Source organism: Mycolicibacter terrae (genome assembly GCF_010727125.1).
Classification (GTDB): Bacteria; Actinomycetota; Actinomycetes; order Mycobacteriales; family Mycobacteriaceae; genus Mycobacterium; species Mycobacterium terrae.
The window spans coordinates 2,320,335-2,338,347 of the sequence record NZ_AP022564.1 but is presented as its reverse complement, the minus strand read 5'-3'; the positions used below and the strand labels follow the sequence as shown (position 1 = coordinate 2,338,347).

At 64.8% G+C, this 18,013-nt stretch carries 11 protein-coding genes and 3 rRNA genes; 9 read left to right on the top strand and 5 right to left on the bottom strand.

The features are described 5' to 3' along the window. Positions 1-40: 40 nt before the first annotated feature. Positions 41-694: a M15 family metallopeptidase gene (locus G6N23_RS11275; RefSeq protein ID WP_085262303.1), complete on the top strand. Its 654-nt coding sequence runs from the start codon at positions 41-43 to the stop codon at positions 692-694. A 14-nt stretch (positions 695-708) separates the two neighbouring features. On the opposite strand, the gene G6N23_RS11270 is transcribed toward G6N23_RS11275, so the two are convergent. Beyond that, entirely contained in the window at positions 709-2,481 is a 1,773-nt protein-coding gene (locus tag G6N23_RS11270; protein WP_085262302.1) for an ABC-F family ATP-binding cassette domain-containing protein, read from the bottom strand. Between the two features lie 158 nt (positions 2,482-2,639). Here G6N23_RS11270 and G6N23_RS11265 point away from each other — a divergent pair, with 158 nt between their 5' ends. After that, positions 2,640-5,588 (top strand): acyl-CoA synthetase, encoded by a 2,949-nt coding sequence (locus G6N23_RS11265; protein WP_234808707.1) that lies wholly within the window; start codon positions 2,640-2,642, stop codon positions 5,586-5,588. Further along, positions 5,585-5,809, top strand: a complete 225-nt coding sequence (locus tag G6N23_RS11260) for a Trm112 family protein (RefSeq protein ID WP_085262300.1) — start codon at positions 5,585-5,587, stop codon at positions 5,807-5,809. The genes G6N23_RS11265 and G6N23_RS11260 overlap by 4 nt, the downstream gene beginning before the upstream one ends. On the opposite strand, the gene G6N23_RS11255 is transcribed toward G6N23_RS11260, so the two are convergent. Genes G6N23_RS11255 through G6N23_RS11245 form a run of 3 tightly spaced genes read right to left on the bottom strand, consistent with a single transcriptional unit; the run spans position 5,775 to position 7,923 of the window. Further along, a complete protein-coding gene (locus tag G6N23_RS11255; RefSeq protein WP_234808701.1) occupies positions 5,775-6,398 on the bottom strand; it encodes a TetR/AcrR family transcriptional regulator in 624 nt (207 codons plus the stop codon). The two genes, G6N23_RS11260 and G6N23_RS11255, sit on opposite strands and share 35 nt — an antisense overlap. Further along, positions 6,395-7,225: an ABC transporter permease gene (locus G6N23_RS11250; RefSeq protein WP_085262298.1), complete on the bottom strand. Its 831-nt coding sequence runs from the start codon at positions 7,223-7,225 to the stop codon at positions 6,395-6,397. Before G6N23_RS11250 ends, G6N23_RS11255 begins: the two co-directional genes overlap by 4 nt. Further along, a complete protein-coding gene (locus G6N23_RS11245; protein ID WP_085262297.1) occupies positions 7,159-7,923 on the bottom strand; it encodes an ABC transporter ATP-binding protein in 765 nt (254 codons plus the stop codon). Before G6N23_RS11245 ends, G6N23_RS11250 begins: the two co-directional genes overlap by 67 nt. A 57-nt stretch (positions 7,924-7,980) precedes the next feature. On the opposite strand from G6N23_RS11245, the gene G6N23_RS11240 reads away from it, so the two are divergent. After that, positions 7,981-8,592, top strand: a complete 612-nt coding sequence (locus tag G6N23_RS11240) for a DNA-3-methyladenine glycosylase (RefSeq protein ID WP_095173850.1) — start codon at positions 7,981-7,983, stop codon at positions 8,590-8,592. A gap of 19 nt (positions 8,593-8,611) precedes the next feature. On the opposite strand, the gene G6N23_RS11235 is transcribed toward G6N23_RS11240, so the two are convergent. After that, positions 8,612-10,603, bottom strand: coding sequence for a DUF1214 domain-containing protein (locus G6N23_RS11235; protein ID WP_109560211.1), 1,992 nt, complete (start codon positions 10,601-10,603; stop codon positions 8,612-8,614). Positions 10,604-10,814: 211 nt separating this feature from the next. Here G6N23_RS11235 and G6N23_RS11230 point away from each other — a divergent pair, with 211 nt between their 5' ends. The 5 genes from G6N23_RS11230 to rrf all read left to right on the top strand — a co-directional run bounded on the left by G6N23_RS11230 (position 10,815) and on the right by rrf (position 18,002). Then, positions 10,815-10,988: a hypothetical protein gene (locus G6N23_RS11230; protein ID WP_157997531.1), complete on the top strand. Its 174-nt coding sequence runs from the start codon at positions 10,815-10,817 to the stop codon at positions 10,986-10,988. Between the two features lie 38 nt (positions 10,989-11,026). Beyond that, positions 11,027-12,304 (top strand): tyrosine--tRNA ligase, encoded by a 1,278-nt coding sequence (gene tyrS / locus G6N23_RS11225; RefSeq protein ID WP_085262295.1) that lies wholly within the window; start codon positions 11,027-11,029, stop codon positions 12,302-12,304. A 425-nt stretch (positions 12,305-12,729) separates the two neighbouring features. Beyond that, positions 12,730-14,262 (top strand): 16S ribosomal RNA (locus tag G6N23_RS11220). A gap of 365 nt (positions 14,263-14,627) precedes the next feature. Further along, positions 14,628-17,744 (top strand): 23S ribosomal RNA (locus tag G6N23_RS11215). A 145-nt stretch (positions 17,745-17,889) separates the two neighbouring features. After that, positions 17,890-18,002, top strand: a 5S ribosomal RNA gene (gene rrf / locus G6N23_RS11210). Together the 16S, 23S and 5S rRNA genes form the textbook arrangement of a ribosomal RNA operon. The last annotated feature ends 11 nt before the right edge of the window (positions 18,003-18,013 follow it).

Here is an 18,013-nt window from a genome sequence, read left to right as displayed (position 1 = left end):
CAACGCCCGCCGAACCGTTCTGAGCCCGTGGCGCCTTTTGATGGCGATCGCGGTGTGCGGGCTGTTGCCGCAATGCACCGGTGCGCCGCCGCCGGCCGCTTCGCCTGCGACGCCCCCGCCATCCGCCGACGCCCAACCGGCACCCGCAGCCGTCACCGCCGTCAGCGCCGCCGACCTCGGGGTCAGCTGGCGCCCCGGCTGCCCGGTCACCCCGGCGCAGCTGCGGCGGGTCACCGTGACCCACCTCGGCTTCGACGCCCGACCGCACCGCGGCGAGCTGATCGTGCATCAGGACCTGGTTCCGCAGGTCGTCGCGATATTCGAGCGGCTCTACCAGCTGGACTACCCGATCGAGAAGATGCGGTCGGTCACGAACTACCGCGGAGGCGACGATGAACTGTCGATGGAGGACAACAACACCTCGGCATTCAACTGCCGGCGGATCCCGGGTTCGGGCAACTGGGCCCAGCACGCCTACGGCCGTGCCATCGACATCAACCCGCTGCTGAATCCGTCGGTCGATCGCGGCAGGTTCGAGCCCAAGAACGCCGCGGTCTATCTGGATCGCCACCGCATCGAACCGGGACTGCTGCACCCCGGAGACCCCGCGGTGCGCGTCTTCACCGACGCCGGCTGGCGCTGGGGCGGCAATTGGAAGTCGCCGGTGGACTACCAGCACTTCGAGCGGCGCTGACGCGCTAGTCTGCGCTATTCGACGATCTCCGAGAGCTCCAGCCAGCGGCCCTCCTGCTCGGTCACCTCGTCCTCCAGAGCACGCAACTCCCGGGTGAGCTTCGCCAGCCCCACGTGATCGGAGTGGTCAAAAGCGGCCAGCTCGTGATGCTTGGCCTCGATCTGTTCGGCCAGCCGTGCCAGCCGGCGCTCGACGGCGGTCAGATCTTTCTGTGCGGCACGCAATTCCGCTCCCGACAGTGCCCCCGAAGCAGCCGGCGCCGGTCGCGACACCGGCACCCGGCGTGCAGCTGCGGCCAGCCGCAGGTACTCGTCGACACCACCGGGCAGATGCCGCAGGCGGCCGTCCAGGATCGCGTACTGCTGATCGGTGACGCGCTCCAGCAGATACCGGTCGTGGGAGACGACGATCAGCGTGCCCGGCCAGGAGTCCAGCAGGTCCTCGGTGGCGGTCAGCATGTCGGTGTCGACGTCGTTGGTCGGCTCGTCGAGCACCAGCACATTCGGCTCGGCCAGCAGGGTGAGCATCAACTGCAGCCGGCGGCGCTGCCCGCCGGAGAGCTCACCGACCCGCGCCGACAGTTGCGCGCTGCCGAACCCGAGCCGTTCCAGCAGTTGAGCCGGGGTCATCTCGCGGCCGTCGACCTGGTAGTCGTTGCGCAGCCGGCCCAGCACGTCGGCTACCCGGTCCGCGGCGAGCGACGCCAGCTCCCCGGACTGCTGATCGAGCATGCCCAGCCGCACCGTCTTGCCGCGCTTGACCCGTCCGCTGTCGGGCGTCACGGTGCCGGCGATCAGCCCGAGCAGGGTGGACTTCCCGGCGCCGTTGGCGCCGACGATCCCGGTGCGCTCCCCGGGACCGATCCGCCACTCGATGTCGCGCAGCACCTCCCGGCCGTCGAATGAGACCGAAACGTCGAGCAGGTCGATGACGTCCTTGCCCAGCCGCGCCGTCGCCAGCTTCACAAGCTCGACCTCGTTGCGCAGCGGCGGAACATCGGCGATCAGCGCGTTGGCCGCCTCGATGCGGAACTTCGGCTTGGAGGTACGCGCCGGCGCGCCCCGACGCAGCCAGGCCAGCTCTTTGCGTAAGACGTTCTGCCGCCTGGCTTCACTGGCCGCGGCCATCCGGTCGCGTTCCACCCGTTGCAGGACGTAGGCCGCATAGCCGCCCTGGAAGGGCTCGACGATGCGGTCGTGCACCTCCCACGTGGTGGTGGCCACCTCGTCGAGGAACCAGCGGTCGTGGGTGACCACCAGCAGGCCGCCGCTGTTGCGGGCCCACCGCTGCTGCAGGTGGCCGGCCAGCCAGGTGATCCCCTCCACGTCGAGGTGGTTGGTGGGCTCGTCGAGGGCGATCACGTCCCATTCGCCGATCAGCAGCGCGGCCAGCTGTACCCGCCGGCGCTGCCCGCCGGACAGCTCCGAGACGGTCGCATCCCAGGCGATGTCGGACACCAGTCCCTCGACCACATCACGAATACGCGGGCTGGACGCCCACTCGTGGTCGGCCTGGTCGCCGACCAACGTCGCCCCGAGGGTGCGGTCGGGGTCGAGGGTGTCGGCCTGGTCCAGCAACGCGACCCGCAGGCCGGTGCGGCGGGTGACCCGGCCGGAGTCCGGCGTCATGGCACCGGCGAGCAACCGCAGCAGAGAGGATTTGCCGTCGCCGTTGCGACCCACGATGCCGATGCGGGCGCCGTCATTCACCCCGAGGGTGACCGAGTCGAGCACCACGCCGGTGGGGTACTGCAGGTGAAGGGCCTCGGCTCCGAGCAGGTGTGCCACTGCCAGAACGCTACTGCCTGCCCGACGGTGCTTGCTGAACGAGCCGGGCCGACCGCGCTGATGTGCCAGAATGTGCACGTCATTGACGATCGGGCGCGACGTAGGGGAGCAGCGTGGATCTGAATCTGTCGGCCATCACCCGGCCGGTCGAGTGGCTCATGGCCACCGCGCAGAACGGCCTGGAGGTGCTGCGCTGGGGCGGTCTGGAGACCGGCACCGTGCCGTCGCCGTTCCAGATCGTCGAGAGCACCCCGATGTACAAGCTGCGGCGCTATTTTCCCCCCGACAATCGGCCCGGCCAGCCGCAGCCCGGGCCGCCGGTGCTCTTGGTGCACCCGATGATGATGTCGGCGAACATGTGGGACGTCACCCGCGAGGACGGCGCGGTCGGCATTCTGCACGCGGCCGGGGTGGATCCCTGGGTGATCGATTTCGGCTCACCCGACGAGGTCGAGGGCGGCATGCGCCGCAATCTGGCCGACCACATCGTCGGGCTCAGCCAGGCCATCGACACCGTCGCGGAGACCGCCGGGCGTGACGTGCACCTGGCCGGCTACTCCCAGGGCGGCATGTTCGCCTATCAGGCCGGCGCCTACCGGCATTCGAAGAGCATCGCGTCCATCATCGCGTTCGGCTCCCCGGTGGACACCCTGGCCGCGCTGCCGATGGGAGTGCCGCCCAATATCGCTTCCGGGGTCGCGGGTTTCATGGCCGACCACGTCTTCAACCGGCTGGACATCTCCGGGTGGCAGGCGCGCCTCGGCTTCCAGATGATGGACCCGCTCAAGACCGCCAAGGCGCGGATGGACTTCCTGCGCCAACTGCACGACCGGGAGGCCCTGCTGCCGCGCGAGGCGCAGCGGCGCTTCCTGGAGTCGGAGGGCTGGATCGCCTGGTCGGGTCCGGCGATCTCGGAACTGCTCAAGCAGTTCATCGCCCACAACCGGATGATGACCGGTGGCTTCGCGATCAACGGGCAACTGGTCACCCTGACCGACATCACCTGCCCGGTGCTGGCCTTCGTCGGCGAGGTCGACGATATCGGTCAGCCGGTTGCGGTCCGCGGTATCCGCCGCGCCGCTCCCAACGCGAAGGTCTTCGAATACCTGCTGCGGGCCGGGCATTTCGGTCTGGTGGTGGGGTCCAAAGCCGCCGAACTGACCTGGCCGACGGTCGCCGACTGGGTGCTGTGGCAAGAGGGCCAGGGTCCGCAGCCTGCCGGCGTGGCGCTGATGGCCGATCAGACCTCCGAACGCACCAAGGGCGGCGTGGCGATGACGTCGCGGGTCGCGCACGGGCTGGGGGAGGCCGGCGGTGTCGCGCTCACGCTGGCCCGCGGGGCCGCCGACGCCTTGGTGGCGGCGCAGAAATCGATGCGGACCATGGCGGTCGAGACGGCCCGCACCCTGCCCCGATTGGCCAGGCTCGGCCAGATCAACGACCACACCCGAATCTCACTGGGCCGCATCATCGATGAACAGGCCGCCGAGTCACCTGACGGCGAGTTCCTGCTGTTCGACGGGCGGGTGCACACCTATGAGGCGGTCAACAAACGTATCGACAACGTGGTGCGCGGGCTGATCGACGTCGGGGTGCGCCAAGGCGTCCATGTCGGTGTGCTGATGGCCACCCGGCCCAGCGCCATGGTTGCGATTGCGGCGCTGTCTCGACTGGGAGCGGTCGCCGTACTGATGCCGCCCGACGGCGATCTGGTCGCGGCCGCGCGCCTCGGCGGCATCTCCGAGATCATCAGCGGCCCGGGCAATTTGGACAATGCCATCGCGGCTGCCCGGGAACTGGACTGCAAGGTGCTGGTGCTCGGCGGTGGTGAGACGCGTGATCTGGGCCTGCCCGACGACGTCGACGTCGTCGACATGGAGCAGATCGACCCTGACGCCGTCGAGCTGCCCGGCTGGTACCGGCCCAACCCGGGATTCGCCCGCGACCTGGCCTTCGTCGCCTTCGGCACGATGGCCGGCGAGCTGGTGGCCAAGCAGATCACCAACTACCGCTGGGCGCTCTCGGCGTTCGGCACCGCCTCGACGGCCGCGCTGGGGGCCAACGACACGCTGTACTGCCTGACGCCGCTGCACCATGAGTCCGGGCTGCTGGTCAGCCTGGGCGGCGCCGTGGTGGGCGGGGCGCGCATCGCGCTGTCGCGTGGCCTGAACCCGGACCGGTTCGTCGCCGAGGTCCGCCAGTACGGGGTCAGCGTGGTGTCCTACACCTGGGCGATGCTGCGTGAGGTCATCGACGACCCGAACTTCGTGCTGCAGGGCAACCACCCGGTGCGGCTGTTCATCGGCTCCGGTATGCCGGTCGGTCTGTGGAACCGGGTCACCGAGGCGTTCGCGCCGGCCCACGTGGTCGAGTTCTTCGCCACCACCGACGGCCAGGCGGTGTTGGCCAACGTCTCCGGCGTCAAGGTCGGCAGCAAGGGGCGCCCGCTGCCCGGCGCGGTCGAGGTGGAGCTGGCCGCCTACGACCCCGAAAACGACCTGATCCTGGAAGGTGACCGTGGCTTCGTGCGCATCGCCGAGACCGACGAGGTCGGCGTGCTGTTGGCCAAGCCGCGCGGCCCGATCGACCCGTCGGCTTCGGTCAAACGGGGGGTGTTCGCCCCGGCCGACACCTGGATCTCCACCGAATACCTGTTCCGGCGCGACGCCGACGGCGACTACTGGCTGGCCGGTGGGCGCGGGTCGAGCGTGCACACCGACCGGGGGACGGCCTATCCGGTGTTGATCACCGACGCCCTGGGCACCGTCAACGGCGTGGATCTGGCGGTGACCTATCGGGTGCCGGCCGGCTCGCCCGGAGCTGCGGACCTGGTGGTGTCGGCGTTGACGGTGCGCCCGGGTGCGACGATCACCGCCGCGGACCTCAGTGAGGCGGTGGCCGCGATGCCCGTCGGCGCCGGGCCCGATGTCATCCATGTCGTGCCGGATCTGCCGCTGAGCGCCGTCTACCGCCCGACGCTGGGTGCGCTGCGCGAGACCGGACTGCCCAAGGCGGGCCGGAACTCCTGGTACTTCGATGCTGCCGGTCAGCATTTCAAGCGGCTGACCGCCGCGGTGCGCGCCGAACTGGCCGGGGGCCACAAGTGATCGACCCCGACCTGTTGGCCATTCTGGTCTGCCCTTCCGACCGCGGGCCGCTGCTGCTGGTGGAGCGCTCCGGGGACCGGGTGCTCTACAACCCGCGCATGCGCCGCGCCTATCGCATCGAGGACGGCATTCCGGTGCTGCTGGTCGACGAGGCCGCCACCATCGGCGACGACGAGCACGCCCGCCTCATCGCCCAGGCCCCTCCGGCAGATCGCCGGTGAAATAGCGCTGCAGGGTCGGGGCGACCATGTCCACGATCTGCTCGGCAGGCAGTGAGGCCAGTGGTTCCAGGCCGACGATGTAGCGGGCTACCACGATGCCCATCAGTTGGCTCGCGGCGAACTCGGCACGCAGGACGCCGGTTCCGTCCGGTTCGTCGATGCGGTGGGCCAGTTCTGCGACGACGATGTCGCGGAAGAACGAACGAGCCAGCGGCACTTCGGTTCCGGTGAGCATCGAGCGCATGGCCGCGATCAATCCGGTGCCGGACTGCGAATCCCACAGTGGCAACAGCAGCTCCGGGAGGGTGCGGCCGAGCTGATCGACAGGGGTTTCCCGCAACGGTCCCAGCACGACCATCGGATCGATCGGCAGCTCGGTGGCGGCGGCGAACAGCTGCTGTTTGGTACCGAAGTAGTGGTGCACCAGCGCGGCGTCGACGCCCGCATCGGCGGCCACCGCCCGGATCGAGGTGTTCCCGAATCCGTTGCGGGCAAACAGCTCCCGTGCGGACGCCAGAATCCTCTCCCGGCTGCCGGAGGCACCGGATGGACGGCCCGGCCTCCGGTTGGTCATTTCGGCGGACATCACGCCGTCCGTCGCCGCAGCGTCACCGCCGCCAGGGCCAGCGCGGCGACCGCGAACGCCAGCACGATGATGATGTCGCGCACCGCCACCCCGGTCAGCTCCGGATGGGTGCCCACCTGCTGAAGCGCTTCGAGTGCATAACTGGCCGGCAACGCGTTGCTGATCCACTGCAGCCACTCGGGCATCGCCGCGCGCGGCACGATGATTCCGGCCAGCAGCAGTTGCGGCACCATGACGAGCGGAATGAACTGCACGGCTTGGAATTCGGTGCGGGCGAAGGCACTGCACAACAGGCCCAGACCGACGCCGAGCACGGCGTTGACGATCGCGATCACGAACACCCACGCTGGGCTGCCCACGGTCTCGAAGCCCAGTAACCAGAACGCGACCACGCAGGCCAGCACGGCCTGGGCGGCCGCGGCGATCGAGAACGCCGTCCCGTAGGCGGCCAGCAGGTCGAGCCGGCGCAGCGGGGTGGTCAAGATGCGCTCCAGTGTTCCCGACGCGCGTTCGCGCTGCATCGTGATCGCGGTGATGACGAACATCAAGAACAGCGGGAACAGTCCCAGCAGGATCAGGCAGGCGACGTTGAACGGCGACGGCGTACCCGGCGGGTGCACGGCGTTGCCGAACATGAAATACATCAGGGTGATGACCAGGCTGGGCAGCAGCAGCACCATCGCGACACTTCGGTGGTCCCCGGCCAGTTGCCGCAGGATCCGTTGCGTGGTCGCCAGGAACGGCCGCAGCTGCAGCGTTCCGGTCAGCCGGCCCGGGGCGCGGTGGTGCGCCGGATGACGGACAGGAACGCTTCCTCCATCGACGTACATCCGGTCTCCTCTCGCAGTCGTCTCGGCGAGGTGCGCGCCAGCAGCCTGCCCTCGCGCATCAGCAATAGATCGCCGCAGTGCTCGGCCTCGTCCATCACGTGGCTGGACACCAGCAGCGTCGTGCCGCGCCGGGCCAGTGTCTGAAACTGGTGCCAGAGCTCCGCGCGCAGCACCGGGTCCAGGCCGATCGTCGGTTCGTCGAGCACCAGCAGGTCCGGCCGGCCGACCAGCGCGCAGGCCAGTGAGACCCGAGCGCGCTGCCCCCCGGACAGGTTGGCGCAGTAGTCGGCGCGGTGGCGCTGCAGATCCACCGCGTGGACCGCCTCGTCAGCGGCCTGGGTGTCGACGCCCGCCAGGGCCGCGAAGTACCGCACGTTGTCGATCACCCGCAGGTCGTCGTAGATCGTCGGCTGCTGAGGCATGTAACCGACCCGGTGGCGCAGCGGCGCCGAGCCGGCCGGGCTGCCCAGCACATCGACGCGTCCGGCGGTGATGACCTGGGTGCCCACGATGCAGCGCATCAGGGTGGTCTTTCCGCAGCCCGACGGCCCGAGCAGGCCGGTGATGGCACCGGGGGCGATCCGCACCGACAGATCGTGCAGCACCGGCCGCTTGCCGCGGACCACCCGGAGGTGCTCGATGGCCACGGCGGGGGCGCCGTGAGGCCCGGAGAATTCATCACGCGATGAAATCATCATGTGATGAATATTTGCCCGGTCGCGGCGCGTTGTCAAGGGTCCGGCAGAATCTGCGCCGTGAGTGCTGCCGAGCTTGCGGTGGATCCGCTGGCGGCCGCCCACCTGCTGCTCGGTGCCACGCTCGAGGCCCGCGGGGTTTGCGCGACGATCGTCGAAGTGGAGGCCTACGGCGGAGTGCCGGACGGACCCTGGCCGGACGCGGCGGCCCATTCCTATCGCGGGCCCACGGGTCGCAACACGGTGATGTTCGGCCCGCCCGGGCGGCTCTACACCTACCGCAGCTACGGCATGCACGTCTGCGCCAACGTGGCCTGCGGTCCGGACGGGACCGCCGCCGCGGTGTTGCTGCGGGCGGCGGTCATCGACGGGGGATCCGCGGTGGCCCGCTCCCGTCGCGGCGAGACGGTGCCCGCCACCGGCTTGGCCCGCGGGCCGGGAAATCTCTGCTCCGCACTGGGAATCGCCATGGAGGACAACGGGATCGATTTGTTCGACGCGCGCAGCCCGGTGCGTCTGCGGCTCGGTGTGCAGCTGGCCGCGCAGGCCGGTCCGCGGGTGGGGGTCAGCCAGGCCGCCGACCGGCCGTGGCGATTGTGGGTGCCCGGCCGACCCGAGGTATCGGCCTACCGACGCAGCCCACGGGCACCGGCGCCCGGCGCCAGCGACTGATCCGGGAGGGGGCCGCTGCTCAGGGCAGTAGATCCAGCGGCGCGATATCGCCCGGATCCAGCAGCGCGGTGCCGGCGGCGGAATGGGCCAGCGTGTGGATCAGCGCTTCATTGAGCGCGGTCAGTGATTCCCACAGCGGCGTGGACTCACTCAGTGGCGCAAAACCGCCGGGTGCGTTCATCATGGCGACGGCGAGGTCGTCGCGGGCGTTGAGGAATCCGGCGGTGATGCTGGTGGCCGGGTCGGTCAACGTCAGGTCGAAGATCGTTCCGAGCCCCTGCGCCACCGTGCCGAATGCCGCCCACAACTCCGGGAAGTCGCCAGACGACATCGCGGTCTGGATCGCCTCACTGCTATGCCCGGCGAGCACCTGGAGCCGCTCGACCAGCAGAATGACCGGCAACTCGATGTCTTTGATCGCCAGGGGCAGATTGTTGATGAGCGCGGACAGGCTGCCGTCCGGATTGGTCACCATGTCGTGGGCGATGATGCCCAGGTTGGGGCTGAACTCCGGGGTCAGCCGGTCCAGTACCGAGGGCACATCGGTTTGACCCCCGAAAATCGCGGTGAACTGCTCGGCGCCCATCGCCGCCTTGACCTGGTCGTACATCAGGTTGGCCCCCACCCAGGCGATGCCGTGGCTCTGGTCGTGCGCGTAGCCGTACTCGAATAGGCGTTCCTGTAGATCGGCGGCGCGTTCCGCGGCGGTGACGAGCGGGGTATCAGCCGGCAGAAGAGTGCCGATCTCATTCTTGACGTCGGCGACGTCGACGACCTCAGCCCGCACCGGGATGCTGGGAACGGAGCCGGTGATGTTCTGCCACCGCAACCAGACGCCCCCGTTGGTGATACCGGAGTTGTCCACCCAGTTCGCGACACCCGGGTCTTTGCCGCTGATGACGTAGTAGGTGAAGCCGTCGGAGTCATGGACGGCTTGGGTGTTGTTGAGGCTGCCGAATGTGGTCGCAAACGGAGCGGTCTGTCCCCAGGCGTTGGCGACCATGATGCTCGAGTACGCCGCGTCGATATGCGGCACCTGCACGATGAGTGCCTGGTCGGGCGTCAGCGAGAAGTGGCCCAAACTCGTCAGCTGGTTCGACAGCAACGGCCCCGGTATGTGCTCGGTGGTCGGTGCAATATCGGAGAACGTGTTGGCCGGGACGGTGTCGACGCCCTGGAACTGTCCGAGGTAGCTGCCGGACAGATTTTCCCTGGGGAGGTTCGCGGCGATGGTGCCCAGCATCGACGTGATCTGGTCGTCTGACAGCAGCGGGAAGGTCAGCGCCCCAGAGCCGCCCTGCTCCTCGATGGAGAAGCTGTTGTGTATCTGGCCCCAGTTGCCGAGGGTATCTCGAACGACAACCGTGTCGGCCCCGGCGATATCGACCCAGTTGCCGGCCGATACGCCCGTAGGCGCGGTGGAGCTCAGGACGATGGTGTAGCTGCCGTCCGCGTTGGGTGTGGCGTTCGTCAGGTCGACGCCGGCCGCGAGCGGCTCGAAGTCGGTCGTCACGCCGTTGCCCGAATTGGCCAGGAAGGTCACATCCTGGGTGCCGGGGGCGGGGTGCACCGTGATCACGTAGGTCTTGTCCGGGTCAACCGGCAGGGAGCTGTAGAAATTGTCTGGATTGTTGTAGGTCAAAAACGGTTGCGGGTCAGCAACATTGGCAGACCACGGGTACGGCGCCCAGGGCATGACCACGTCGTGGAACTCGTTTCTGGCCAGCATGTTGAGCGATGAGGCGAACATCGTGCCCGCCAACATCTGCTGATACTCGTGCAGCGTGGACAGGTCGGCCGGGGTGATGAAGGGAAAGCCGGTGTTGGTGTCGGTGATCTGCTGCTGCGCGTCGAGCAGCTGGTCGATCACCGGCTGCAGGGGAAGCGACGGCGCCGACTCGCCAACCGCGCGCGGTGCCATCATCAGCATCGCCATGGCGCCGGCCGCCAGGGACGTCGTCACAGTGGCCGCGGCGGCCGTCGATCGCCGCGTCAATCCGACAGGTGACATTGATCCCTCCGGTGGGTGATCGCGTGACTGAGGGCAACAATCGCGAGGCGAGGTCTGCCGTCGTGATATCGGCCAGGTTGAACAGGGTCACGCCGGCGCTGCGTGCCCGGCCCGGAAGCAGCGAGCCGAGATCGCGGCATACGACCCTCCCGGGTGTGGCAAAACTCCGAATAACGTGAGTGATCCATGAGATGCCCATAAATTGTGCGCGGTGGACACCCCTCGAGACAAGGGCATCGCCCACCTTCATCCAGCGCAGTGCAACACCTCACGGGCGGACACCTGGTTGTTCACGCATCGCAACACGGTGCCGCGCAGGTTCGACTACGCCGACGAGCTGTCGCAGCTGTGCGCTGGCGCGGGGTCACCGGTTGACCGAGCCTGACTGACGCCGGCCAAACATCAACGGGGAAGATCAAACCCATGAGTACTGCACCCGCGGGCATTCTCGACGAGCTGAACTGGCGCGGGCTGATCGCCCAATCCACCGACCTCGACGCCCTGACCGCCGCAGTGACAGGCGGGCCTATCACGGTCTATGCCGGATTCGACCCGACCGCGCCCAGCCTGCACGCCGGAAACCTGGTGCCGTTGCTGGCGCTGCGGCGCTTCCAGCGAGCCGGGCACCGGCCGATCGTGCTGGCCGGCGGGGCCACCGGCCTGATCGGCGATCCCCGCGAGACCGGCGAACGTAGCCTCAGCAGCGCCGACACCGTGGCCGAGTGGTCCGAGCGGATCCGCGGTCAGCTGGAGCGCTTCGTCGACTTCGACGACAGCGCCACCGGCGCGTTGGTGGTCAACAACCTGGAGTGGACCGCGTCGCTGTCCGCGCTGGAGTTCCTGCGGGATGTCGGGAAGCACTTCTCGGTCAACGTGATGCTGGACCGCGACACCATCCGGCGCCGGCTCGATTCCGAGGGCATCTCCTACACCGAGTTCAGCTACATGCTGCTGCAGGCCAACGACTACGTGCAGCTGCACCAGCGGCACGGGTGCTCGCTGCAGATCGGCGGCTCCGATCAGTGGGGCAACATCATCGCCGGGGTCCGGCTGGTGCGTCAGAAGCTGGGCGCGACCGTGCACGCGCTGACCGTGCCACTGGTCACCGCCGCCGACGGCACCAAGTTCGGCAAGTCCACCGGCGGCGGCAGCCTGTGGCTGGATCCGGAGATGACCAGCCCGTACGCCTGGTACCAGTACTTCTTCAACACCGCCGACGCCGACGTGATCCGCTACCTGCGCTGGTTCACCTTCCTGTCCGCCGACGAGCTGGCAGAACTGGAGCAGGCGACGGCCGAGCGTCCGCACGAGCGGGCCGCCCAGCGCCGGCTGGCCCGCGAGTTCACCACCTTGGTGCACGGTGCGGCGGCCACCGAGTCCGTCGAGCTGGCCAGCCAGGCCCTGTTCGGGCGGGGCGAGCTGGCCCGGCTGGACGAGTCGACCCTGACCGCGGCCCTGCAGGAGACGTCGGTGGCGCAGCTGGAGCCCGGCGCCGAGGGGATCGTCGATCTGTTGGTGGCGACCGGGCTGTCGGCGAGCCGGGGCGCGGCGCGGCGCACGATCGGTGAGGGGGGCGTGTCGGTGAATAACGTCCGCATCGACAGCGAGGAATGGGTGCCGGAGCCCGAGGACTTCCTGCACGGCCGGTGGTTGGTGTTGCGCCGCGGCAAGCGCAACGTGGCCGGCATCGAAAAGGTCTAGAGAAGGTCTAGAGAAGGTCTCCAGCGTGTCCAGCCGGGGGCCGGCGGCGCCGGAGGTTGATCTTGAAGGGCCGAAAAACCTCTGCTAGCAGCGGATTTGACTCCCAGTTTCACCTCGCGTAACTTAGTGCACGTCGCCGCGACCAGGCCAGACCGGGTAAGCGCGACAAGCCCGCGGAATCCGAGAGATTCACAAAGCGATTCCGGGGGCGTTTCACTTGTCCGCACGGCCGATGCGCGGCTTTATAGCCGCGGGTTGACTGCGCGTCCGGGTGAGGCGTGTTGTTTGAGAACTCAATAGTGTGTTTGGTGGTTTTTGTTTGTTGTTGTTTTTGCCATGCCTTCGGCGCCCCGTGTTGGGGGTGTGGTGTTGTTTTTGATGTCAGTTTTTGACTGATGTTTTTGGGATTGTTTCCAAATGGTTTTTGTTTGGAGAGTTTGATCCTGGCTCAGGACGAACGCTGGCGGCGTGCTTAACACATGCAAGTCGAACGGAAAGGCCCTTTCGGGGGTACTCGAGTGGCGAACGGGTGAGTAACACGTGGGTGATCTGCCCTGCACTCTGGGATAAGCCTGGGAAACTGGGTCTAATACCGGATAGGACCATGGGATGCATGTTCTGTGGTGGAAAGCTTTTGCGGTGTGGGATGGGCCCGCGGCCTATCAGCTTGTTGGTGGGGTGATGGCCTACCAAGGCGACGACGGGTAGCCGGCCTGAGAGGGTGTCCGGCCACACTGGGACTGAGATACGGCCCAGACTCCTACGGGAGGCAGCAGTGGGGAATATTGCACAATGGGCGCAAGCCTGATGCAGCGACGCCGCGTGGGGGATGACGGCCTTCGGGTTGTAAACCTCTTTCAGTATCGGCGAAGCTCCGTGGTTTTCTGCGGGGTGACGGTAGGTACAGAAGAAGCACCGGCCAACTACGTGCCAGCAGCCGCGGTAATACGTAGGGTGCGAGCGTTGTCCGGAATTACTGGGCGTAAAGAGCTCGTAGGTGGTTTGTCGCGTTGTTCGTGAAAACTCACAGCTTAACTGTGGGCGTGCGGGCGATACGGGCAGACTAGAGTACTGTAGGGAGACTGGAATTCCTGGTGTAGCGGTGGAATGCGCAGATATCAGGAGGAACACCGGTGGCGAAGGCGGGTCTCTGGGCAGTAACTGACGCTGAGGAGCGAAAGCGTGGGGAGCGAACAGGATTAGATACCCTGGTAGTCCACGCCGTAAACGGTGGGTACTAGGTGTGGGTTTCCTTCCTTTAGGGATCCGTGCCGTAGCTAACGCATTAAGTACCCCGCCTGGGGAGTACGGCCGCAAGGCTAAAACTCAAAGGAATTGACGGGGGCCCGCACAAGCGGCGGAGCATGTGGATTAATTCGATGCAACGCGAAGAACCTTACCTGGGTTTGACATGCACAGGACGCCGGCAGAGATGTCGGTTCCCTTGTGGCCTGTGTGCAGGTGGTGCATGGCTGTCGTCAGCTCGTGTCGTGAGATGTTGGGTTAAGTCCCGCAACGAGCGCAACCCTTGTCTCATGTTGCCAGCACGTTATGGTGGGGACTCGTGAGAGACTGCCGGGGTCAACTCGGAGGAAGGTGGGGATGACGTCAAGTCATCATGCCCCTTATGTCCAGGGCTTCACACATGCTACAATGGCCGGTACAAAGGGCTGCGATGCCGTGAGGTTTAGCGAATCCTTTAAAGCCGGTCTCAGTTCGGATCGGGGTCTGCAACTCGACCCCGTGAAGTCGGAGTCGCTAGTAATCGCAGATCAGCAACGCTGCGGTGAATACGTTCCCGGGCCTTGTACACACCGCCCGTCACGTCATGAAAGTCGGTAACACCCGAAGCCGGTGGCCTAACCCTTGGGAGGGAGCCGTCGAAGGTGGGATCGGCGATTGGGACGAAGTCGTAACAAGGTAGCCGTACCGGAAGGTGCGGCTGGATCACCTCCTTTCTAAGGAGCACCACTTTTTCCCCCGTGCCTCACATGGGTGAGGGTTTTTGCGGTTGGGACAGTGTTTGCCGGTGCCTGTAGTGGGTGGCCGGTGGTGCAGAGGAATTACGAACAACAACAAGCTTGCGAGATCATCAACTGCCAGGAGTCCTTGGGGGTTTCTGGTGGCCGGCTTTTGTGCTGGGCACACTGTTGGGTCCTGAGGCAACAGGCCCGTTTGTGCCCCCGGGTGGGGGTGGGTGTTGTTGTCGCCTCACACTTGGTGGTGGGGTGTGGTGTTTGTTTTGTGGATAGTGGTTGCGAGCATCTAACAAGCAGATTTTTGGTCTGTTTGTTTTGCAATTTTTGTTTCTTGGTTTTTGTGTTTGTAAGTGTTTAAGGGCGCATGGTGGATGCCTTGGCATCGAGAGCCGATGAAGGACGTGGGAGGCTGCGATATGCCTCGGGGAGCTGTCAACCGAGCGTGGATCCGAGGATGTCCGAATGGGGAAACCCGGCACGAGTGATGTCGTGTCACCCTCCGGTGAATGTATAGCCGGTGGGGAGGTAACGCGGGAAGTGAAACATCTCAGTACCCGTAGGAGAAGAAAACAAAATGTGATTCCGTGAGTAGTGGCGAGCGAAAGCGGAGGATGGCTAAACCGTATGCATGTGATACCCGGCGGGGGTTGTGTGTGCGGTGTTGTGGGGTCTGTGTTCCTCTTACCGCCGTGAGGGGCAGCAGTGAGAAAAGATTGTGTTAGCGGAAGTGGCCTGGGATGGTCTGCCGTAGACGGTGAGAGCCCGGTACGTGAAAACATGATCTCTGCTGTCACAGTGTCCCCGAGTAGCAGCGGGCCCGTGGAATCTGCTGTGAATCTGCCGGGACCACCCGGTAAGCCTGAATACTTCTCGATGACCGATAGCGGACGAGTACCGTGAGGGAATGGTGAAAAGTACCCGGGAGTGAAATAGTACCTGAAACCATGTGCCTACAATCCGTCAGAGCCTTCTCTTTGAGTGGGGTGATGGCGTGCCTTTTGAAGAATGAGCCTGCGAGTCACCGGCACGTCGCGAGGTTAACCCGTGTGGGGTAGCCGTAGCGAAAGCGAGTCTGAATAGGGCGTATCGCATCCGTTGGGGTGTGTGTAGTGGCGTGTTGTGGACCCGAAGCGGAGTGATCTACCCATGGCCAGGGTGAAGCGCGGGTAAGACCGCGTGGAGGCCCGAACCCACTTAGGTTGAAGACTGAGGGGATGAGTTGTGGGTAGGGGTGAAAGGCCAATCAAACTCCGTGATAGCTGGTTCTCCCCCGAAATGCATTTAGGTGCAGCGTTGCGTGTTTCTCACCGGAGGTAGAGCTACTGGATGGCCGATGGGCCCTACTAGGTTACTGACGTCAGCCAAACTCCGAATGCCGGTGAGTGTAAGCGTGGCAGTGAGACGGCGGGGGATAAGCTCCGTGCGTCGAGAGGGGAAACAGCCCAGATCGCCGGCTAAGGCCCCTAAGCGTGTGCTAAGTGGAAAAGGATGTGCAGTCGCGAAGACAACCAGGAGGTTGGCTTAGAAGCAGCCACCCTTGAAAGAGTGCGTAATAGCTCACTGGTCAAGTGATTGTGCGCCGATAATGTAGCGGGGCTCAAGCACACCGCCGAAGCCGCGGCAATACGTATGTATTGGGTAGGGGAGCGTCCTGCATCCGGTGAAGCCACAGAGTGATCTAGTGGTGGAGGGTGTGGGAGCGAGAATGCAGGCATGAGTAGCGATGAGGCAAGTGAGAACCTTGCCCGCCGAAAGACCAAGGGTTCCTGGGCCAGGCCAGTCCTCCCAGGGTGAGTCGGGACCTAAGGCGAGGCCGACAGGCGTAGTCGATGGACAACGGGTTGATATTCCCGTACCCGTGTGTGGGCGTCCCTGATGAATCAGCGGTACTAACCACCCAAATGGCAGATGATCTGATCCCTTCGGGGTGAGGGCGTTCGCCGGCTGCGTGGGACCTTCGTTGGTAGTAGTCAAGCGATGGGGTGACGCAGGAAGGTAGCCGTACCAGTCAGTGGTAATACTGGGGTAAGCCGGTAGGAAGTCAGATAGGCAAATCCGTCTGGCATATATTCCGAGAGGTGATGCATAGCCAATTGTGGCGAATTCGGTGATCCTATGCTGTCGAGAAAAGCCTCTAGCGAGCACGCACACGGCCCGTACCCCAAACCGACACAGGTGGTCAGGTAGAGAATACCAAGGCGTACGAGTGAACTATGGTTAAGGAACTCGGCAAAATACCCCCGTAACTTCGGGAGAAGGGGGACCCTCATACCGTCAACACCTTCGCGGTGGGCAGCGGGAGGGGGTCGCAGAAACCAGTGAGAAGCGACTGTTTACTAAAAACACAGGTCCGTGCGAAGTCGCAAGACGATGTATACGGACTGACGCCTGCCCGGTGCTGGAAGGTTAAGAGGACCGGTTAACCCTTCGGGGTGAAGCTGAGAATTTAAGCCCCAGTAAACGGCGGTGGTAACTATAACCATCCTAAGGTAGCGAAATTCCTTGTCGGGTAAGTTCCGACCTGCACGAATGGCGTAACGACTTCTCAACTGTCTCAACCATAGACTCGGCGAAATTGCATTACGAGTAAAGATGCTCGTTACGCGCGGCAGGACGAAAAGACCCCGGGACCTTCACTATAGCTTGGTATTGATGTTCGATGCGGTTTGTGTAGGATAGGTGGGAGACTGTGAAACCCGCACGCCAGTGTGGGTGGAGTCGTTGTTGAAATACCACTCTGATCGTATTGGACCTCTAACTTCGAACCATGAAGCTGGTTCAGGGACAGTGCCTGGTGGGTAGTTTAACTGGGGCGGTTGCCTCCTAAAATGTAACGGAGGCGCCCAAAGGTTCCCTCAACCTGGACGGCAATCAGGTGTTGAGTGTAAGTGCACAAGGGAGCTTGACTGTAAGACTGACACGTCAAACAGGGACGAAAGTCGGGACTAGTGATCCGGCACCCCCGAGTGGAAGGGGTGTCGCTCAACGGATAAAAGGTACCCCGGGGATAACAGGCTGATCTTCCCCAAGAGTCCATATCGACGGGATGGTTTGGCACCTCGATGTCGGCTCGTCGCATCCTGGGGCTGGAGCAGGTCCCAAGGGTTGGGCTGTTCGCCCATTAAAGCGGCACGCGAGCTGGGTTTAGAACGTCGTGAGACAGTTCGGTCTCTATCCGCCGCGCGCGTCAGAATCTTGAGGAAACCTGTCCCTAGTACGAGAGGACCGGGACGGACGAACCTCTGGTATACCAGTTGTTCCACCAGGAGCACGGCTGGATGGCCACGTTCGGACAGGATAACCGCTGAAAGCATCTAAGCGGGAAACCCACTCCAAGACCAGGATTCTCACCCATTTAAGTGGGATAAGGCCCCCCGCAGACCACGGGATCGATAGACCAGACCTGAAAGCACCGCAAGGTGTGAAGGGAACTGGCACTAACCGGCCGAAAACTTACCAACACACAACAAACAATGTGTTGCCCGCAACCACAACCACAAAACACCGTAAACCCACACCCCACCACCAAACACAAACATTGGTGACCCAGTGGACCCCCCCAACAAAAAGGGGAAACCGTCCACACACGGGAAAAATAAATAGAGTTACGGCGGACATAGCGACAGGGAAACGCCCGGTCCCATCCCGAACCCGGAAGCTAAGCCTGTCAGCGCCGATGATACTGCCCTACCGGGTGGAAAAGTAGGACACCGCCGAACACAACATAGTG

What these genes read in the sequence shown, in the direction of transcription:
- tyrS (WP_085262295.1), top strand. Translation starts at nt 11,027, where the DNA reads ATGAGTACTGCACCCGCGGGCATTCTCGACGAGCTGAACTGGCGCGGG.
- G6N23_RS11235 (WP_109560211.1), bottom strand. Translation starts at nt 10,603, where the DNA reads ATGTCACCTGTCGGATTGACGCGGCGATCGACGGCCGCCGCGGCCACT.
- G6N23_RS11245 (WP_085262297.1), bottom strand. Translation starts at nt 7,923, where the DNA reads ATGATGATTTCATCGCGTGATGAATTCTCCGGGCCTCACGGCGCCCCC.
- G6N23_RS11250 (WP_085262298.1), bottom strand. Translation starts at nt 7,225, where the DNA reads ATGTACGTCGATGGAGGAAGCGTTCCTGTCCGTCATCCGGCGCACCAC.
- G6N23_RS11275 (WP_085262303.1), top strand. Translation starts at nt 41, where the DNA reads ATGGCGATCGCGGTGTGCGGGCTGTTGCCGCAATGCACCGGTGCGCCG.
- G6N23_RS11265 (WP_234808707.1), top strand. Translation starts at nt 2,640, where the DNA reads ATGGCCACCGCGCAGAACGGCCTGGAGGTGCTGCGCTGGGGCGGTCTG.